Annotated in this window: 11 protein-coding genes; 4 read left to right on the top strand and 7 right to left on the bottom strand. The window is 74.2% G+C overall.

Translation table 11 applies throughout. From position 1 onward, the window contains the following. Positions 1–372: ATP-binding cassette domain-containing protein (locus tag C3486_RS33790; RefSeq protein WP_374936957.1), on the bottom strand; the 372-nt coding region annotated here is incomplete at its 3' end. Further along, the gene (locus C3486_RS33785; protein WP_103836683.1) at positions 365–1,276 is read right to left on the bottom strand and encodes an ABC transporter permease; all 912 of its coding nucleotides are present in this window, start codon (positions 1,274–1,276) and stop codon (positions 365–367) included. The genes C3486_RS33785 and C3486_RS33790, both read right to left, overlap by 8 nt. Positions 1,277–1,432: 156 nt before the next feature. Between C3486_RS33785 and C3486_RS33780 the strand changes: the two genes are divergently transcribed. Further along, on the top strand, positions 1,433–2,110 hold the full coding sequence (locus C3486_RS33780; RefSeq protein WP_103836682.1) for a TetR/AcrR family transcriptional regulator: 678 nt from the start codon (positions 1,433–1,435) through the stop codon (positions 2,108–2,110). A gap of 121 nt (positions 2,111–2,231) precedes the next feature. On the opposite strand, the gene C3486_RS33775 is transcribed toward C3486_RS33780, so the two are convergent. The 4 genes from C3486_RS33775 to C3486_RS33760 all read right to left on the bottom strand — a co-directional run bounded on the left by C3486_RS33775 (position 2,232) and on the right by C3486_RS33760 (position 9,552). Continuing rightward, positions 2,232–4,562 carry a bifunctional glycosyltransferase family 2 protein/CDP-glycerol:glycerophosphate glycerophosphotransferase gene (locus C3486_RS33775; RefSeq protein ID WP_103836681.1) on the bottom strand — a complete coding sequence of 777 codons (2,331 nt, stop codon included), beginning with the start codon at positions 4,560–4,562 and terminating at the stop codon, positions 2,232–2,234. Between the two features lie 135 nt (positions 4,563–4,697). Continuing rightward, positions 4,698–5,684 carry a UDP-glucose 4-epimerase GalE gene (galE, locus tag C3486_RS33770; RefSeq protein ID WP_103836680.1) on the bottom strand — a complete coding sequence of 329 codons (987 nt, stop codon included), beginning with the start codon at positions 5,682–5,684 and terminating at the stop codon, positions 4,698–4,700. 29 nt (positions 5,685–5,713) lie between these two features. After that, a complete protein-coding gene (locus tag C3486_RS33765; RefSeq protein WP_103836679.1) occupies positions 5,714–8,533 on the bottom strand; it encodes a stealth conserved region 3 domain-containing protein in 2,820 nt (939 codons plus the stop codon). After that, positions 8,530–9,552 carry a hypothetical protein gene (locus tag C3486_RS33760; RefSeq protein WP_258053167.1) on the bottom strand — a complete coding sequence of 341 codons (1,023 nt, stop codon included), beginning with the start codon at positions 9,550–9,552 and terminating at the stop codon, positions 8,530–8,532. Before C3486_RS33760 ends, C3486_RS33765 begins: the two co-directional genes overlap by 4 nt. 258 nt (positions 9,553–9,810) lie before the next feature. Here C3486_RS33760 and C3486_RS33755 point away from each other — a divergent pair, with 258 nt between their 5' ends. From C3486_RS33755 to C3486_RS33745, 3 genes are all read left to right on the top strand, one after another. Further along, positions 9,811–11,649 carry a stealth family protein gene (locus C3486_RS33755; protein WP_258053166.1) on the top strand — a complete coding sequence of 613 codons (1,839 nt, stop codon included), beginning with the start codon at positions 9,811–9,813 and terminating at the stop codon, positions 11,647–11,649. Beyond that, positions 11,646–13,244, top strand: coding sequence for a glycosyltransferase family 39 protein (locus C3486_RS33750; RefSeq protein ID WP_103836677.1), 1,599 nt, complete (start codon positions 11,646–11,648; stop codon positions 13,242–13,244). Before C3486_RS33755 ends, C3486_RS33750 begins: the two co-directional genes overlap by 4 nt. Before the next feature lie 98 nt (positions 13,245–13,342). Next, positions 13,343–14,341 (top strand): class I SAM-dependent methyltransferase, encoded by a 999-nt coding sequence (locus C3486_RS33745; RefSeq protein ID WP_103836684.1) that lies wholly within the window; start codon positions 13,343–13,345, stop codon positions 14,339–14,341. Positions 14,342–14,353: 12 nt separating this feature from the next. On the opposite strand, the gene C3486_RS33740 is transcribed toward C3486_RS33745, so the two are convergent. After that, on the bottom strand, positions 14,354–17,185 hold a 2,832-nt coding region (locus tag C3486_RS33740; protein WP_103836676.1), incomplete at its 5' end, for a CDP-glycerol glycerophosphotransferase family protein.

Here is a 17,185-nt window from a genome sequence, read left to right as displayed (position 1 = left end):
CGCGTTCACGCCCAGCAGCGAGGGCTGGCCGTGGGTGTAGACATGGCCCCGCTCGGCCGGCAGCAGCCCCGCCACCGCCTTGAGCAGGGTGGACTTGCCCGAGCCGTTGGTGCCGATCAGGCCGATGGACTCGCCCCGGTAGGCGGTGAAGGTCACGCCCTTGACCGCGTGCACCTCCCGCACCCCGGTCGAGGGCTTGCGGCGGATGATCCGGTTCAGCGCGGCGGTGGCGCTGCCCCGGCCCGCGCCGGTGCCGTAGACCCGGTACACGATGTGCAGATCATCGGCGATGACGGTGGGGATGCGCTCCTCGCCGGCCGCGGCGGCCTCGACCGCCGGCTGCTCCAAACTGGTGCTCTGCTGCTCAGCCACGGCCGTACCGCTCCTCCGCCTTCCAGAAGTACACGAAGCCCACGACCCCCATCACGGCCGCCCAGCCCAGCGCGCAGGCCCAGACGTGGGGCGGCAGCTTGTCGGCGGTGAAGGAGTCGATCAGGGCGAACCGCATCAGGTCGATGTAGACCGCCCCGGGGTTCACGTCCAGCAGGAACTGGACGACCGCCGGGATGTGCTTGCCGGTCGTGACCTTGTCCAGGCTGTACATCACGCCGGAGGTGTACATCCACGTCCGGAGGATGAAGGGCATCAGCTGCGCGAGGTCCGGGGTCTTGCTGCCGAGCCGCGCCATGATCATGGCCAGCCCGGTGTTGAAGGTGAACTGCAGGCACAGGGCCGGAATGGCCAGCAGCCAGGACCAGCCGGGCACCTGCCGGAACGCCAGCAGGATGACGACCAGGACGCCCATGGAGAACAGCAGCTGCTTGAGCTGCATCAGGCAGAAGGAGATCGGCAGGCAGGCACGCGGGAAGTGCAGCGCGCGGACCAGGCCGAGGTTGCCGGAGATCGCGCGGGTGCCGGCCAGCACCGAGCTCTGCGTGAAGGTGAAGATGAAGACGCCGGTGACCAGGAACGGGATGTAGTCGGGTACGCCCCGGTGGGTCCCCAGCAGCAGGCCGAAGATCAGGTAGTAGACCAGCGCGTTCAGCAGCGGCGTCACGACCTGCCACAGCTGGCCCAGCTTGGCCTGGCTGTACTGGGCGGTCAGCTTCGCGCTGGAGAACGCCGAGATGAAGTGGCGCCGCTGCCAGAGCTGCCGGACGTACGAGGGGAGCGACGGGCGCCGGCCGCTGACGGAGAGGCCGTACCGCTCCGCGAGCGCGCGCGGGTCGGGGTCCGGCGGGGCGGCGGGGACCGGACGCGTGAGGGTCTGAGACATCAGTCCGCTTTCGTGCGTGGACGCGGGCGCGGCAGGTCGGCGGCACCGCGAGGCCGAGGAACTCACGACGAGACGGCTCCGTATCGTCGCAACCTGAGAGTAGGGTGCCGGAACGTCGAAACGCAACCGTTCCGTCCTGACGCTATGCTCCTTTGCATGGCCAATGACCCAGCACCCTCGGAAGCGGCACCTCCGGCGTCGCCGGAGAAGCCCGTGCCGCCGGGCCGGACCGCGCCGTCGGCGCGTCGGGCCCCGGCCGGCGCCGCCGTGCTCCGGGAGGAGAAGACTGCCGCCATTCGGGCGGCGGTCTTCGCGGAGCTGGCCGCCGTCGGGTTCGGCCGGATGTCGATCGAGGGCATCGCGCGCCGCGCGGGGGTCGGCAAGACCGCCGTCTACCGCCGCTGGCGCTCCAAGCTGCACCTGGTCCTGGACGTGGTGACCGCGCTGGCGGCCGAGGGGATGCCGGTGCCGGACACCGGGACGCTCCGCGGTGACGTGCGGATGCTGCTGGAAGTGGCGTCCCGGGCGCTGCGCCATCCGATGGCGGCGCAGATCATCCCGGACCTGCTGGCCGAGGCGGCGCGCAGCCCGGAGATCGCCGAGGCGCTGCGCACGGCGCTGCACGACAGCCAGGAGTCCATGACGCGGGCGATGGTCGGGCGCGCGGTCGAGCGCGGTGAGCTGCGGCCGGACGTGGACGTCCGGCTCGCGCTCGACCTGATCACGGGGCCGCTGTACTGGCGGGTGGTGGTCCTTCGGGGCGACCTGCCGGCCGGGTACCTGGACGAACTGGCCGAGGCGGTGACGAGGGCGCTCGGTGCGCGTGGCGCGTAGCGCGAGCGCGTGACGCGCAGCGGTAGCGCCGTTCCGGCAGGGGCGCGGTTCCGACTGCGGGGCGCCTGTGGCTGGTCGCGCAGTTCCCCGCGCCCCTTGCGGGGCGCGGGTGCTGCCTGTCTCAGCCGGCCAGGTCCATGTCCGACGCGTCCGCCTGCGCGGGCAGGGTGGTCACGGCGGTACCCGCGGTACCGGCGGCCTTCGCCGCCTCGCGCGGGCTGGGTGCCACCGTGCGCTCGTCCAGCGGGACGACCTCCGGCGTTGCCTCCTGGTGGAGGAACACGCGGCGGACCACCCGTTCGGCCGCGTGGCCGTCGTCCCACTGGCAGAAGCGGGCGCGGAAGGCGGCGCGGCGGGCCGTGGCCTCCGCGCCGTCCCAGCTGCCGTCCCGGAAGGCGGCGATCAGCTCGTCCTCGCTGGTGGCGACCACGCCGGGGGTGTCGCCCGGTTCGCCGGAGAGCAGGTCGAAGGTGACGCCGCGGGACTTCACGTAGACGTCCCAGTCGTCCGCGTACGTGATGATCGGGCGGTCGAGGTTGGCGTAGTCGAACATGATCGACGAGTAGTCCGTGATCAGCGCGTCGGCGGCCAGGCACAGCTCCTCGACCGACGGGTGGCGCGAGACGTCGATCAGCGCGCCCTGCTCCTGGAGCTCGGCCAGCCGGGCGTCCTCGCCGTAGAAGTAGTGGGTGCGGACCAGCAGCACCACGTCGGGGCCCAGTTCGCGGGTGACGCGCGCCAGGTCCATCCGCGGCACGTAGCCGTTCTGGTAGTCGCGGACGGTGGGCGCGTACAGGACGGCGGTGCGGCCGGGGGCGATGCCCAGGCGCGCGCGGACGTCGAGGACGTCCTGGGCCGTGGCCCGGTAGTACACGTCGTTGCGCGGGTAGCCGGTGTCCAGCGACTGGAAGGAGCAGGGGTAGACCCGCTCCCACTGCTCGGTGGTGTGCTGGTTGGAGGAGACGCTGAAGTCCCAGCGGTCGGCGCGCTGCAGCAGCTTGCGCATCGACATGCCCTTGGCCGCCGCCGGGTACTGCTGCTGGTCGATGCCCATCCGCTTGAGCGGGGTGCCGTGGTGGGTCTGGAGGTGGATCTGGCCGGGGCGCTTCACGACCGCGTCGGGGAAGTTGACGTTGTTGACGAAGTACGTGGCGCGGGCCATCACCTCCCAGTACCGCGGGGTGTTGGGCACCACGTAGTCGATGCCCTCGGGGAGGGTGTCCGCCAGCTCCTTCTTGACCACCCACACGCCGTGGACCTGCGGCGCCAGCTCCTTGGCCTTCTCGTAGACCGCGAGCGGGTTGCAGGCGGGGGTGCGGTTCCAGTACGCGGCGTAGACGGCGAGGTGCGGGTCCAGCGGACGGTGCAGCTGGAGCTGGTAGAAGCGCGCGTACGCCTGCTTGCCGAGGGTGTGCCTGGCCTTCTTCAGGCGGCCCGCGGCCTTCTTGCGGCCCCGGGCGGCCAGCTTCAGCGCGGCGAACGCGGTGTAGGAGCCGCGGGCGAGCGCGTCGTACTGGACGCCCATGACGCCCTTGGGCCGGACGAAGTCCGCTGGGCGGTAGCGGCGGTAGTGCTGCGCCGCACGGCGGAAGAACTCCGCGCGTGCCGCGGCCGGCACCCGGTCGGGGCGGGCCAGGATGAAGAGGTAGTGGTCGATCATGTGCTCGAAGAGGAAGGCGCGCCAGCGGTGCAGCGCCGGCCGCTCCTCGATGAACGCGAACAGCCGCTCGTACTGCGCGAAGGCGGCGAAGTGCTCCCGGCTGGGGGTGCGCAGCGCGTTGCCCTGGCGGCGCTGGCGGTAGTGCACGCAGACCTGGTCGAGCAGCGCGATGCGGTCGGCGCTGAACAGCGACTCGTAGACGACGACCGCGTCCTCGTAGAAGCCGTCGGGGAAGCTGAAGCCGCCGGCGAGGTAGAAGTCGCGGCGGTAGGCCTTGTTCCACACGACGGTGAACAGGCGCAGCAGGTCCGGGCGGTCGTCGATGGTGCCGACCTCGGGGCCGGGCGCGGAGAGCACCTCGGCGTCGCGGTTGCGCTTGGCCTCGCCCCACCAGAAGGTGCGCGCGTAGTCGTAGACCAGGATGTCGGGGTCCTCGGTCGCCGCGAGCCGGGCAGCTATGGACTCCAGCGCGTCGGGCAGCAGCGTGTCGTCGCTGTCGAGGAAGAGGAGGTAGTCGCCGCGGGCGCGTGCCACGCCCTCGTTGCGCGCGTTGCCGATGCCCTTGTTCTCGGGGAGGTGCAGCGGGACGACGCGCGGGTCGCGGGCCGCGTACTCGTCCAGGATGGCCCCCGACCCGTCGGGCGAGCGGTCGTCCACGGCGATGACCTCGAAGTCGCCGCACGACTGGGCCAGCACCGAGTCCAGGCAGGCGCGGAGGTAGCCCTGCACCTTGTAGACGGGGACGACGATGCTGAAGCGCGGTGCTGCGGCAGAGCCGCCGGGTGCGGGCATTGCTGTACTACTCCTCGTATCGGACCGGGCACAGAGCGCGGAAAAGTCCGGAAATGGACGATCCTGTCGCTACCTGAGAGACGGACGTGACGAGAAGTTGGTTGTGTGACTGTTTAAGAAAAGTGCGGACACCGTTCAGCCGCGCTGTGCCTCCGGGTGCCGCAGCAGCCACCCGGCCCAGGCCGAGCTGATCATGTCCCGCACGTCGTGCCGGGCCTTCCAGCCCAGCTCGGCGGCGATCCGGTCGGCGGCCGCGACCACCCGCGCCGGGTCGCCGGGACGCCGCGCCGTGACCTCGGCCGGGCGGTCCCGGTAGCCGGTGACCTCGGCGATCAGATCGACCATCTCCCGTACGGAGACGCCCTCGCCGCGCCCGATGTTGACCGTCAGATCGCGGACCGGGCCGGACCCGGCGAGCTTGCGCGCGGCCGCGAGGTGCGCGTCGGCCAGGTCCTCGACGTGGATGTAGTCGCGGACGCAGGTGCCGTCCGGGGTGTCGTAGTCGTCGCCGAAGATCCGCGGCGCCGCGCCCTCGGTGAGCTTCTCGAAGACCATCGGCACGATGTTGAAGACCCCGGTGTCGGCCAGCTCCGGGGCCGCGGCGCCCGCCACGTTGAAGTAGCGCAGGCAGGCCGTGGAGATGCCGTGCGCCCGGCCGGCGGCGCGGGTCAGCCACTCGCCGGCGAGCTTGGTCTCGCCGTACGGGCTCATCGGCACGCACGGGGTGTCCTCGGTGACCAGGTCCACGTCGGGCATGCCGTAGACCGCGGCCGAGGAGGAGAGGACGAAGCGGCCGACGCCGCCGGCCGCCACCGCCTCCAGCAGCGTCCGCAGCCCCTCCACGTTCTCCCGGTAGTACAGCAGCGGCAGCTCCACCGACTCGGCGACCTGCTTCTTCGCCGCCAGGTGCACCACCCCGGCCACCTCGTGCTCCGCGATCGTGCGGTCCAGCAGCGCCCGGTCCAGCGTCGACCCGACGACCAGCGGCACGCCCTCGGGCACCCGCTCCGCCACGCCGGTGGACAGGTCGTCCAGCACCACCGCGCGCTCGCCCGCGCCCGTCATGGCACGCACCACGTGCGCCCCGATGTATCCCGCACCACCAGTGATCAGCCAGGTCATGCCGCTCCTCCTCGTTTCGGCCGAGCCGGTCAGCCGCGCTCGTACGGCGACGGTACGGGGAAGTACGCGCCCAGGAACGCGCGCACCACCCGGTCCTGCTCCGCCGCCGGCACCTCGGCGTCGGCGGAGTCCGCGATGCAGAAGACGGAGTGGCTGCGGGTGGCGAGCAGCCGGCTGAGGACAGTGTGGTGGTCGTAGCGGCCGGCGTTCACGAACGAGCAGGAAATGGTCGCGGGCGTCGACTTGCCGGTCAGATATCCGTAGTAGTGGTGCAGCGACGAGGCGATCGACAGATCGGTCCGCGCCCGGAAGCGGCTGGCCGCGGTGGCCGCCACCTCCGCGGGGAAGCGGTCGGCGATCTCCGCGAGGACGCTGCGCCGCAGCGGGTGCGGGGCGTGCAGGAAGCTGTGCGTGGCGGTGCGGCCGAACTCCCGCTTCAGCAGCGCCCGGTTGTTCTTGGCGGCGGCGAAGTAGCCCTCGTCGTCCTCGGTGACCTCGCCGGGCGGCACGGCCGTGGGCGAGCGGAAGAAGTGCGCGGTGCCGTTGCTGTGGAAGAACGCCGAGGCCGGCAGCGGGCGGCCGAGGAACACGTCGTCGTTGAAGTACAGGAACTGCTCGGACAGGCCCTCGATGCGGTGCAACTGGCTCTCGATGGCGTGCGAGTTGAAGGTCGGCAGGTGGGAGGCGTCGGCGAACAGCTCGCGGTGGTCGACCACCTTCAGACCCGGGTGCGCGGTGTCCAGCCAGTCGGGCACCTGGTCGTCGGTGACCAGGTGCACGGTGCGCACCCAGGGCGCGTACATCGCCAGCGAGCGGAGCGAGTGCCGCAGCTCGTCGCGGCTGCGGAAGCGGGCGTCGCCGCTGTCGACGTGGTCGGTGGGCAGCCCCGCCGCCTGCCGGGCCGCGTCCCGCCGCTCCCGCCAGGCCGGGTCGGCGTCGTCCACCCAGGTGTAGACGACGTCGACGGGGAAGTCGACGTCCCACATCAGGGTCTCGGCGAAGGCGGCGAGCGTGGGGTGGTCCCGGCCCGCGACCCGCCAGGTGGCCGTGGGCGCGAGGTCCGGCAGGCGCGGGCCCAGCAAGGTGGTGCCGCGCGGCGCCTCCCGCCAGCCGTCCTCGTCCGGCGCCCAGAACTCCACGGTGCAGCCGAAGGCCGGGCCGTACCGCAGCGTGCGGCTCTCGCTGGTCACCGGCTTGAAGATCCGTACGCCCGCGATCTCGCCGGCCTCGGTCAGCCGCTCGGCGAGCAGCGCGCCGGGCGCATGGCCGCGCGGTGAGACCAGCTCGCCGTAGACCGGCTCGCCGCGCAGCTCCTCCGCGAGCGCGGCCAGCGTCCGCTCCCGGTCCTCGACGGCCACCGCGACGCGGTGCGCGAGCGCGTCGTCGCGGAGCAGGACGTACCCGATGCCGTGGGCCCGCAGCGCATCGGTGGCCAGCTCCAGGTTGCGGTCGGCGACCTGCGGCGCGGTGAGGTCGTCGCGCAGCTCGGCCAGCCGCCCGGCCGAGCGGACCAGCCTGCCCGAGCGGTCCTGGGCCTTCAGCAGTACCTCGCGGGCCTTCTGCGCGTCGGCGGAGGCGGCGAGCGGGCCGCCGTGCGGGGCCGCCACGCTGAACACCCGGCCGCCGCCCGCCGCGAGGCGCAGCGCGGTGCGGTCGGCGCGCGCCGCGAGCCGGTCCGGCGCGTCGCGGCGGGCCACCAGCTTCTCGAAGAGACGTTCCCACTCGCCGGTGATCAGCTCGCCGGAGAAGCGCTCGTACACCCCGGCGCGCGCGGCGTTCCCGTATGCCCGCAGCCGCTCTTGATCACCCATCAGTTCACCGAGTGCGGCGGCCAGCGCGTCCACGTCGCCGGGCGGCACGAGCAGGCCGTCCACGCCGTGCCGGACGATCTCGGCGGGCCCGGTGACGATGTCGTACGCGACGACCGGCACCCCGGCCGCGAACACCTCCAGCAGGACCAGCGGGAACGCCTCGTTGCGCGACGGCAGCAGGCACAGGCTCGCCTTCGCCCACTCCTCGGTCATGTCCCGGGTGCGGCCGAGGAGTTCGACCCGGTCGTGCAGGGCCAGCCCCTCGATCAGGTGGCGCAGCCGGACCTCCTGCGGTCCGTCGCCGAAGATCCGCAGCCGCCAGTCCGGATGGTCCCCGGCGACCTGCGCGAAGGCCCGTACGGCGTGGTCGAGCTGCTTCTCGGGGGTCATCCGGGCCGCCACCACGATGGTCCGCCCCGCGAGGTCGGAGCGCGGGCGGTAGCCGTCGGGCACCGCGTTCGGGATCACGGGCAGCTCGGGCGCGGCCGGGCCGAGGGACTCGCGGAACCACTCGGCGGTCCGCTCGGTCAGCGACACCAGCGCGTCGATCCGGGGCGCGTACCGCAGCAGCGGCTCGCCGCTGACGCCGCGCAGCTGGGAGGCGCGGTGCTCCTGGTGCACGGTGATCACGGGGCCCTGGACCAGCTCGGCGGCCGCGGCCATCAGCGCGGGCGTGGTGGTGACCAGCACGTCGGTGTCCGGGGACGCGAGCGCGGCACTCAGCTCGACGTCGGAGAGCCGGTTGAAGGTGTGCTCCCAGGCGGGCTCGATCAGCTCGCTGGGCAGCGAGGCCAGGGTGCGGCAGGCCGCCTCGTCCAGCGCGCTGGCCCGCACCGGGCGCTCGTAGGGGCCCGTCCGGTCGACCAGGTAGCGGCGGCGGATGTCCCGGGCGGCGGGGAAGAACGGTTCGTCGCGGGTGCGGAAGACGCTCAGCACCTCGACGTCGTGGCGCGCCGCGAGGTGGGCCGCCTGGGTGTACGCGGCCATTTCCGTGCCGCCCATCTCGTCGCCGAGGGTGAGCAGGAACGTGATCCTCATGGCCGGTCCTCCGAGGGCTCGTGGGCGGGTGCGGGCGTGGCGTACGCGGCGCAGCTGACGGTGAGGGTCCCGGCCGCCGAGAACTGGGCGTGCACCCGCAGCAGCCGGCCGTCCGGCAGCGCTATCGAGCGGTAGGGCGTACGGAAGACCCGCTTCGGGTGGCGTACGTCGGTCAGCCGGCGGCCGACCTTCAGCCGGGTGCGCCCGGACCGCAGCCGCACCTCCCAGGTGTGCTGGACGTGCCCGTCGGCGGCCATCGCGGCCAGCGGCAGATCGGCGGTGAGGTGTCCCGCGCCCTGCTCCAGGGGCATGGGCAGCACGGTGGAGCCCGGGCCCTGCCGGACGGCCTCGGCGGTCCAGGCGGCGTGCCTGGCCACCGGCCCGACCAGCCTGACCTGCACGGTGACCCGGTCCCAGCGCAGCCCGAGCGCGACCAGCTCGGCCTGCGGCGCGGGGGCCGTCACCTTGAGCAACGCGTGGCCGTCGGCGGAGCGGACCGGGCGGAAGAGGGCGCCGCTGCCGGGCTCGGGGGAGTACGGGAGCGTCGGCCCGGCCGGGGTGCGGTGCGGGGCCGCGCGGAGGCCGGCGAGCGTCTCCACGCCCGCCGTGTCGGTCACGGCGAGGGAGAGCCGCCAGACGCCGGGGCCGAGGGCGAGGGTGCCGGGCTCCGGCGGTTCGCCGTGCGGGGCGAAGCGGAGCGGGGCCGTCGCGGTGAGCAGCAGGGTGCCGTCGGGCTGCGGCTCGGGCGTCAGCGGCGCGGACCGCCGGTCGCCGCGGTGGTCCAGATGGAGCAGTGCGCTCTCGATGCCGTGCGCCCGGCGGGGGTAACGGACCGCCACGTTCAGGGTGCGGCCGCCGAGGACGGAGAGGTGGACGGGGCGCAGCAGGGGCCGCGGGCGCGGCCGCGCGGCGAGCACCGGGACGGTGTCGACGCGCTCAATGCGGCGGCGCACCCCGGCCGCCGCGCGGCGGGCGCGGCGGCCGGCGCGCACCGCTCGGTTCAGCAGGACCTGGCGCATGGCGGCCGGCGCTCCCTTCCGTTGGGGCGCGGGCGGCGCCCGTCGGTCACGTGGCGGGGCATCCTTCTCGTCCGCTGACGAGTCTTCCTTGCGAAGAGTTCTCCCCCGGGAGGGGAGCGCGCTCACGGGGAACGGACGCACAGCGGATGTGTACCGGGACGTACGGCGTCATAGTTGCATCAAACGCCCATAGGGGTAAATGACCGGACCGCGGGGAGTGAGAGTCGGAGCGGACTCGACGCGAAGGGGGAGACCGGAGTGAGTGCACAGATGGGACAGCGGGCCGCCGAACCACGCCGCCGGTCCGTACGGCATCCGGGTGCCGTACGGACCACGGGGACGGTGCGGCGGATCAACCCGGAGGCGTCGGCCCTGGTGTCGGCCTACCGCAAGGCCGTACCGGAACACCTGCGCCGGGCCATCGCCACGCGCAGCACCCCGGAGCTGCGCCGCCGCATCAAGCAGCAGGTCAGCTGGCTGGCGACGGCCCGCCACCTGGACGGGCTGCGCACCCGGAGCGTGGCGCTCGCGCACCGGGCCCTGGCCACCGCGCCCGGCCGGGCCGTGACCATGGCCGAGGGGCACCCGCGCATCGCCCTCGTGCAGCACGATCTCTCACCCGCACGGGCCCGCCGCGACAACCTCGTCACCGTCACCGAGACCCTGGAGCGGGCCGGCGTCGACCACTTCTGCGTACGCGGCAAGGAGCGCGGCCGGGGCGTCGTCGCGGTCGCCGTGGAGGACGGGTCGCGGGCGCTCGCCGCGCTGGCCGCCCGCTGCCGCGAGCTGCCCGGCTACGTCTCCCTGCTGGGCCCGGGGAACGAGGTGCGGCACACCGTGCCCGGCTACGACTCCGGCGGCTGGCACCGGGCCGCGCGCGCCGGGACGTTCCGGGTCACCTGGTTCCGCACCGACCCGGCCCGCTCGCTCGTGCTGGCCGAGGAGTACGGCTGCGACGTGGAGTTCTGGCCCCGTGAGGAGGACCGGCTGATCGCCCCGCGGCGGAACGCCGTCACCGAGTGGGTGCCCGCGCAGGGCCCCCGGATCTCGGTCCCCGCCGCGCTCTTCACCTGCCCGAACGGCTCCGGCGACGGCCGGGCCGACCAGGTCGCCACCTACCGCGACTTCACCGTGCCGCTGCCCGGCGACATCACCTTCCCCGTCGACGTCGTCTACACCTGGGTGGACGGCGCCGACCCGGCGTGGCTGGAGCGCCGCGCCGCGTACACCGGGCAGGCGTACCACGACGAGGCGGCCAACGCGGCGCGCTACGCCAACCGCGACGAGCTGCGCTATTCGCTGCGCTCACTGGACATGTACGCGCCCTGGGTGCGGGACGTCTACCTCGTCACCGACGACCAGGTGCCGTCCTGGCTCAACACCGCGCACCCGCGCGTGAAGGTCGTCAGCCACCGCGAGATATTCACCGACACGGCGGATCTGCCGACGTTCAACTCGCACGCCATCGAGAGCCAGCTGCACCACATCAAGGGCCTCTCGGAGCACTTCCTCTACTTCAACGACGACGTCTTCCTCGGCCGGGAGGCCTCCCCGCACGACTTCTTCCTGGCCAACGGGCTGACCAAGTACTTCCCCTCGCCCGCGCTGGTGCCGCTCGGACCGCCCGGCGACGACGACGTCCCGGTGTCCGTCGCGGGCAAGAACAACCGCGCGCTCATAGAGGCCCGCTTCGGCACGACCCCGGTGCAGAAGATGAAACACGTCCCGCACGCCCTGCGGCGCAGCGTGCTCACCGAGATCGAGCGGGAGTTCGCGCCGGAGCACCGGGCGACCGCCTCGCACCGCTTCCGCAGCATCGACGACATCTCGATCCCGTCCTCGCTGCACCACTACTACGCCTTCCACACCGGCCGCGCGCTGCCCGCCGACATCGCGTACTCCTACCTCGACCTGTCCCGGCCGAACGCGGCGGACCGGCTGGACCGGCTGCTCGCCCGCCGCGACCGGGACGTCTTCTGCCTGAACGACACCCAGTCGGAGGAGACCGACCTGGCGGACCAGCTGGCGCTGCTCAAACCGTTCCTGGAGGCGTACTTCCCGCTGCCGAGCCCGTTCGAGCTGCCCGAGCCGCGGTGAGCGGGCCGGGCGTCGCGGACCCCGAGGAGGAGCGGCCGGCCGTGGTGCCCGGCCGCGCCCCGCGGCCCGCGCGTGCCGGCCGGCGCGCCCGGCGCCGCGCCACCGCCCTCGCCGTGCTCGTGCCGTGCGCGGTCATGCTCGCCCTCGGGCTGTGGGGCCTGGACCGCGGCACGCTGTGGCGGGACGAGGGGGCCACCGCGCAGGTCGCCGCGCGTACCCTGCCGCAGCTGTGGCACCTGCTCGGCACCGCCGACGCGGTGCACGGCCTGTACTACGTGCTGATGCACGGTTACGGCGTCCTCGTGCGCGGGCTGTCCGGGCTGCCGCTCGGCGACGAGACCGTGCTGCGGCTGCCGTCCGTGCTCGGCGCGACGGCGGCGGCCGGGCTCACGGCGCTCCTCGGCGCCCGGCTGGCCGCGCCGCGGGTCGGCCTGTGGGCCGGGCTGCTCCTCGCCACCCTGCCCACCATGAGCCACTACGCGCAGGAGGGCCGCTCCTACGCGCTGGTCACGGCCGGCGCCGCGCTCGCCACCCTGCTGCTGACCACCGCGGTGCGCCGGGGCCGGGCGCGGGACTGGACGGCGTACGCGGCCGGCACGGCGCTCACCGCGCTGCTGCACGAGTTCGCCGCGCTGCTCCTCGCCGCGCACGGGGTGACCCTGCTGGTCTCCCGGGTGCCGCGCGCGGTGTGGCGGCGGTGGGGCGCGGCGGCCGGCGCGGTGCTGCTCGCGCTGCTGCCCCTGGTGGCGCTGTCCCGGGGCCAGAGCCACCAGCTGAACTGGCTGTACCCGCCCGGCCTGCGCGCCGCCGGGCTGCTGCTGCGGTCCTTCGCCGGGCCGTCCGTACCGGTCGTCGTGGTCCTCTGCGCCCTGATCGCGGTGGCGGTCGTGCGTCCGCTGCCCCGGCGCGGCCCGCTCGGCCCGTCCGCCGTCGCGCTGCCGCTCGCCCTGCTGCCGCCCGTCCTGCTCTTCGCGGTCTCCCAGCGGTACCCGGCCTTCCTCGACCGCTATCTGCTCTGCTGCCTGCCCGGCGTGGCGCTGGCCGCTGCGGCCGGGGCCGAGCGCCTGGCGGACGCGGTGGCCGTACGCCGCTTCCGGCGGCCGGCGCCGCGCCTCGTGGCGGCGGCGGGCGCCGCCGTGATCGCCGTGGCATTCCTGTGGCAGCTCCCGGCTCAGCGGTACGAACGGGAGCCCGCGAGCCGGCCGGACGACCTGGCCGCGGTCGCGGCGGCCGTCGCGGCCCGCGCGGCGCCCGGAGACGGGGTCTTCTACGTGCCCGCGTACGCGCGGCGGGTGGGGCTCGCCTACCCGGAGCGGTTCGCCGGGCTGCGGGATCTCACCCTCGGCACCTCGGGCGCGGCGTCCGGCACGCTCTACGGGCGGGACGCGCCGCTCCCGGTGATCCGCGCCCGGCTGGCCCGGGCCGGCCGGGTCTGGCTGGTCGCCGCCGACGGGGTGGACCGCACCCGGTGGTTCCGGCACGACGCGCGGGAGACGGCCAAGTGGCGGCTGCTGCACGAACGGTGCGCACAGCGGTACTGGCTGGACGGCCCCGGTGCCAATGTCGCCCTCTTCACCTGCCGTCACCGGCGGTAAAGGAATTCCCCTTACGCGCCGACGGACCCGGCAATTCGGGAATACGCCGCCTCCGGCGGCTAATGTCCGGCACCGCGTTTCCCGTCGAGAGGCCGGACATGACCCCACTGCACACCGAGACCCCCGCCGCGCCCGCCGGTGCCGCACTGCCGCGGCCGGGCACGCTCGCGGACGTCAAGGGCTGGTTCTACGGCCAGGACCAGCTGCTCTTCGACTGGCTGCTGAACCACCAGACGCGCACCGGAATGCGCGGCGACCTGCTGGAGATCGGTGCGTACCTCGGAAAGAGCGCCATCGTCCTGGGCCGTCATCTGAATCCGGGGGAGGAATTCACGGTCTGTGATCTCTTCGATTCCGCGGCCGGGGACGAGGCCAACGACGCGGAAATGCGGGGCTCGTACGCGACGCTCACCCGCCGCGCCTTCGAAGCGAACTACCTCGCCTTCCACGAAGCACTGCCCACCGTCCTCCAGGGGCCCAGCACGCTCGTCCCCGAGGAGGTGGCCCCGGGCAGCTGCCGCTTCGTGCACGTCGACGCCTCACACCTGTACGACCACGTACGCGGCGACCTCGCGGCCGCCTGCCGCGTGCTGGCGCCGCAGGGCGTGGTCGCGCTGGACGACTACCGCTCCGAGCACACGCCGGGCGTCTCCGCCGCCGTCTGGGAGGCGCTGTTCACCCAGGGACTGCGGCCCATCTGCGTGAGCCGCGGCAAGTTCTACGGCACCTGGGGCGACCCGGCGCCCTGGCAGGAGGCGCTCGTCCTGGAGATCGTCGGCCGCGCCGACTGCCACGCCGACCTCCAGACCATCGCGGGCCACCGGGTGCTGCGCCTGGTCAGCGGCCCCGACCTGGCCCTGCCCGAACCGCCGCGCTCGCGGTACTACGAAGCGCTGCGGGCCGAGGAACGCGCGGCCGAGGAGGTCCGGCGCCGCCGCGCCGACTCCGACGCACGGGCAGCGGCCGCCGCCGGGGAAGCAGCGGCGGCACAGCGCAGGGCCGCGGCGCGCCGCCCGAAGGCCCGCGCCCGGCGCGCCGCGCTGCTGCTCCTGCCGCCCTTCGTGGTCAAGGCCCTCCGGCGGCTGCGCCGCCGCTGAGGAGCCGGGGCCTCACCCCAGCAGCAGGTCGGCGGCGCGGGCCGCGGCACCGCCGTCGTCCCGCGCGCAGTACGCCGCACGGAACCGCGCGTACGCCTCCGCGCTGCGCCCCGCCACCCCGTCCAGGTCCCGCAGCGCGTCCACCAGCTCCCCGGTGTCCGACAGCAGCGGCCCCGGGGCCTGCGCCTCGAAGTCGAACGTGAAGCCGCGCAGCGTGTCCCGGAAGTGCGCCAGGTCCGGCGTCAGGAACAGCATCGGCCGCCCGGTGTTGGCGAAGTCCACCGCCAGCGAGGAGTAGTCCGTCACCAGCACGTCGGCGGCCAGCAGCAGCTCCATCGCGTCGGGGAAGTCGCTGACGTCCCGCACGAAGCCGCGCTCCCGGTCCGGCACCCGGTCGGCCACCAGCGGGTGGCTGCGCAGCAGCAGTACGTGGTCGTCGCCGAGGGCCGCCCGCGCGTGCGCCAGGTCCAGCGGCAGGTGCAGCTGGTAGTGGTCCGCGTCGTACGCCTTGTCGTCGCGCTGCGTCGGCGCGTACAGCACCACCTTCTTGTCCTCGGGGACGCCCAGCCGCTCCCGTACCCGCCGGGCCGGCTTGTCGCGGTCGCCGGAGACCAGCACGTCGGTGCGCGGCAGGCCGGTCTCCCGGATCTCGCCCTCGTAGCCCAGCGCGCGGCCCAGCAGGGCCGTGCTGTGCGCGTTGGGGGAGAGCAGCACGCTCCACTGGTGGCCGCGGCGCGGCTGCGGCCACAGGTGGACCAGGTCGGCGCAGAGCGTGCCGGCCAGGTCGCTGCCGATGCGCTTGACCGGGGTGCCGTGCCAGGTCTGCAGGACCTGCTGGCCGGCCCGGCGGACGAACCACTCCGGGAGGTGGGTGTTGGTGACGACGCGGCGGCTGCGGGCCAGCGCCTCGTGCCACTCCGCACTGCCCAGCAGCACGGGCCGGGTCCCGGCCGGTGCGGCGGCGCGCGCGTCGCGGACCACCCACAGGTGCTCGGCCGCCGGTTCGCGGCGCGCCAGCTCCTCGTGCACCGCGCGCGGCGAGTCACCGGCGCAGCGCCCGTCGAAGCTGCTGAAGAGGACGGTCTCGCGCAGCGGCCGGGTGCGGCGGCGCGGGTAGTGCTCCTCGCGGAGCAGCCGCTGCCGGTACGGGCCGCGGTCGGCGTCCGGCACGGCGGGCCCCGCCTCGATGAACATCCGGTCGTGGAAGCGGCGGTCCACGGTGAGCGGCTTGGGCCCGGCAGGGCAGACCGCGGGCAGGGCGGTGAAGAGCGTCGGGCACAGCCGTACGGGCAGGTCGACGCCGTCGGGCCGGCCGGCGTCGGGCCCGGCCGCGCCGGACTGCTCCGCCGTGCGCAGGAAGAGGTACCAGCGGCCCTCGCGCAGCGGCCGCTCGCCGGCGCAGGAGGGCACGGCGGCGGGCCGCAGCACGGCCGTGAACCGCTCGCCGTCCCGGTCGGCGGGGAAGGCCGCCTCGGTGGCGAACCGGCTGTGCCGCAGCACGGCGGTGAGCCGCGCCGGGCCGGCGGCGGCCCCCGGCAGCACGCCCGCCACCTCCAGCGTCCCGTCCGGCCGCCACGCCACCCGGTCGGCGAACGGCTCGGGCGCACGGGTGTGCAGGACGAGGTTGCCGGCCGCCGTCGCGGTCACCACCAGCTCCCGCCCGGCGCCGTCGACCTGCCGCCCGGCCGGTTCGGTGGGGTCGGCCGCGATCCGGGCCGTCCGGCCGTCCGGGTAGACCAGTGCCGGGTCCCAGGTCGCGCCGGTCTCGCCGGCGATCCCCTCGGGCAGCTCGCCGGCCGCCGGGTCCGGGACGGTCAGCGCGGCCGGGTCGATCCGTACGAGGAGGCGGTGGCCGCCGCCGTCGTGCGTCACGTCGTCCTCGGCGAGCGGCCGTTCGACGCGTTCGCCCGTGCCGCGGTGGGTCAGCCGCAGCGCCACCGGCGCGTTGTCCGAGGCGTCCTCGATGGTCAGCTCGGCAGCGCCGTCGCCGGCCGAGCGCTGCCCGGCCAGCCGCCGTACCGTCCGCTCCACGGACAGGTGCAGCCGCCCGTCCTTGTACCAGGGCACCACCCGCATCCCGTCGGCCACTTCGTGCGGCAGCGGGGAGGCGCCGGAGCCGGTGTCCAGGGCGCGCAGCGCGGCCGGGCGCACCACGCCCGCACCGGCGACCACGATGCCCGCCTTCCACTGCCCCGGGGTGAACCTGCCGCCCTTGGCCAGCCGCCCGGGGTCCACCGTGATCTCGAAGCCGGCCCAGTCGTAACAGTGCTGTTCCTGACGGGAGTTGTGGGTGGCGTCGGGCGCCGGGACGGACCGCACCGGCAGCACGATCCGGCGCTTGCCCGACATCAGCACCGCCGCCTTCAGGGAGCTCAGCCGGCCGGGCGCCGCGATGTTGCGGATGTAGGCGTAGCCGCGCAGCACCAGCTTGCCGTCCCGCCACACCGCCTCCCGCAGCCGCGCCCGTACCGGCAGGTCCTGGGCGGTGAGCCGGGTGACGGCGGGCGGCAGCGGGATCGGCCGGCCGCCGCCCACCGCGAGGACCGCGCGCTTGCGCAGCGGCGGGCCCGCCACGTGGAAGCCGGAGTTGTTGCGGTGCTGGTACGCCAGCAGCCGCAGCAGGTCGTCGAGGCGGCCCTCGCGGATCAGCGCCCACTTCACCCGCTGCTCTACGGGGAGTTCGGCGTACAGCGTGGGGTCGATCCGGCTGAGGAAGTCCCGCGCCCCGGCCATGAAGACCCGGTGGTACTCCTCGCCCGCCATGGGCAGCGCGTCGATGAAGTACTGCAGGTCGTCGACGAGGACGGAGCGGTCGTAGTCGCGCTTGTGCCGGGTCCAGCGGGT

It is taken from the genome of Streptomyces sp. Ru73 (genome assembly GCF_002920575.1).
In the GTDB taxonomy this organism is placed as follows: Bacteria; Actinomycetota; Actinomycetes; order Streptomycetales; family Streptomycetaceae; genus Streptomyces.
Note: the sequence above shows the minus strand (reverse complement) of the source record. Positions and strands in the feature narration are given on the sequence as shown.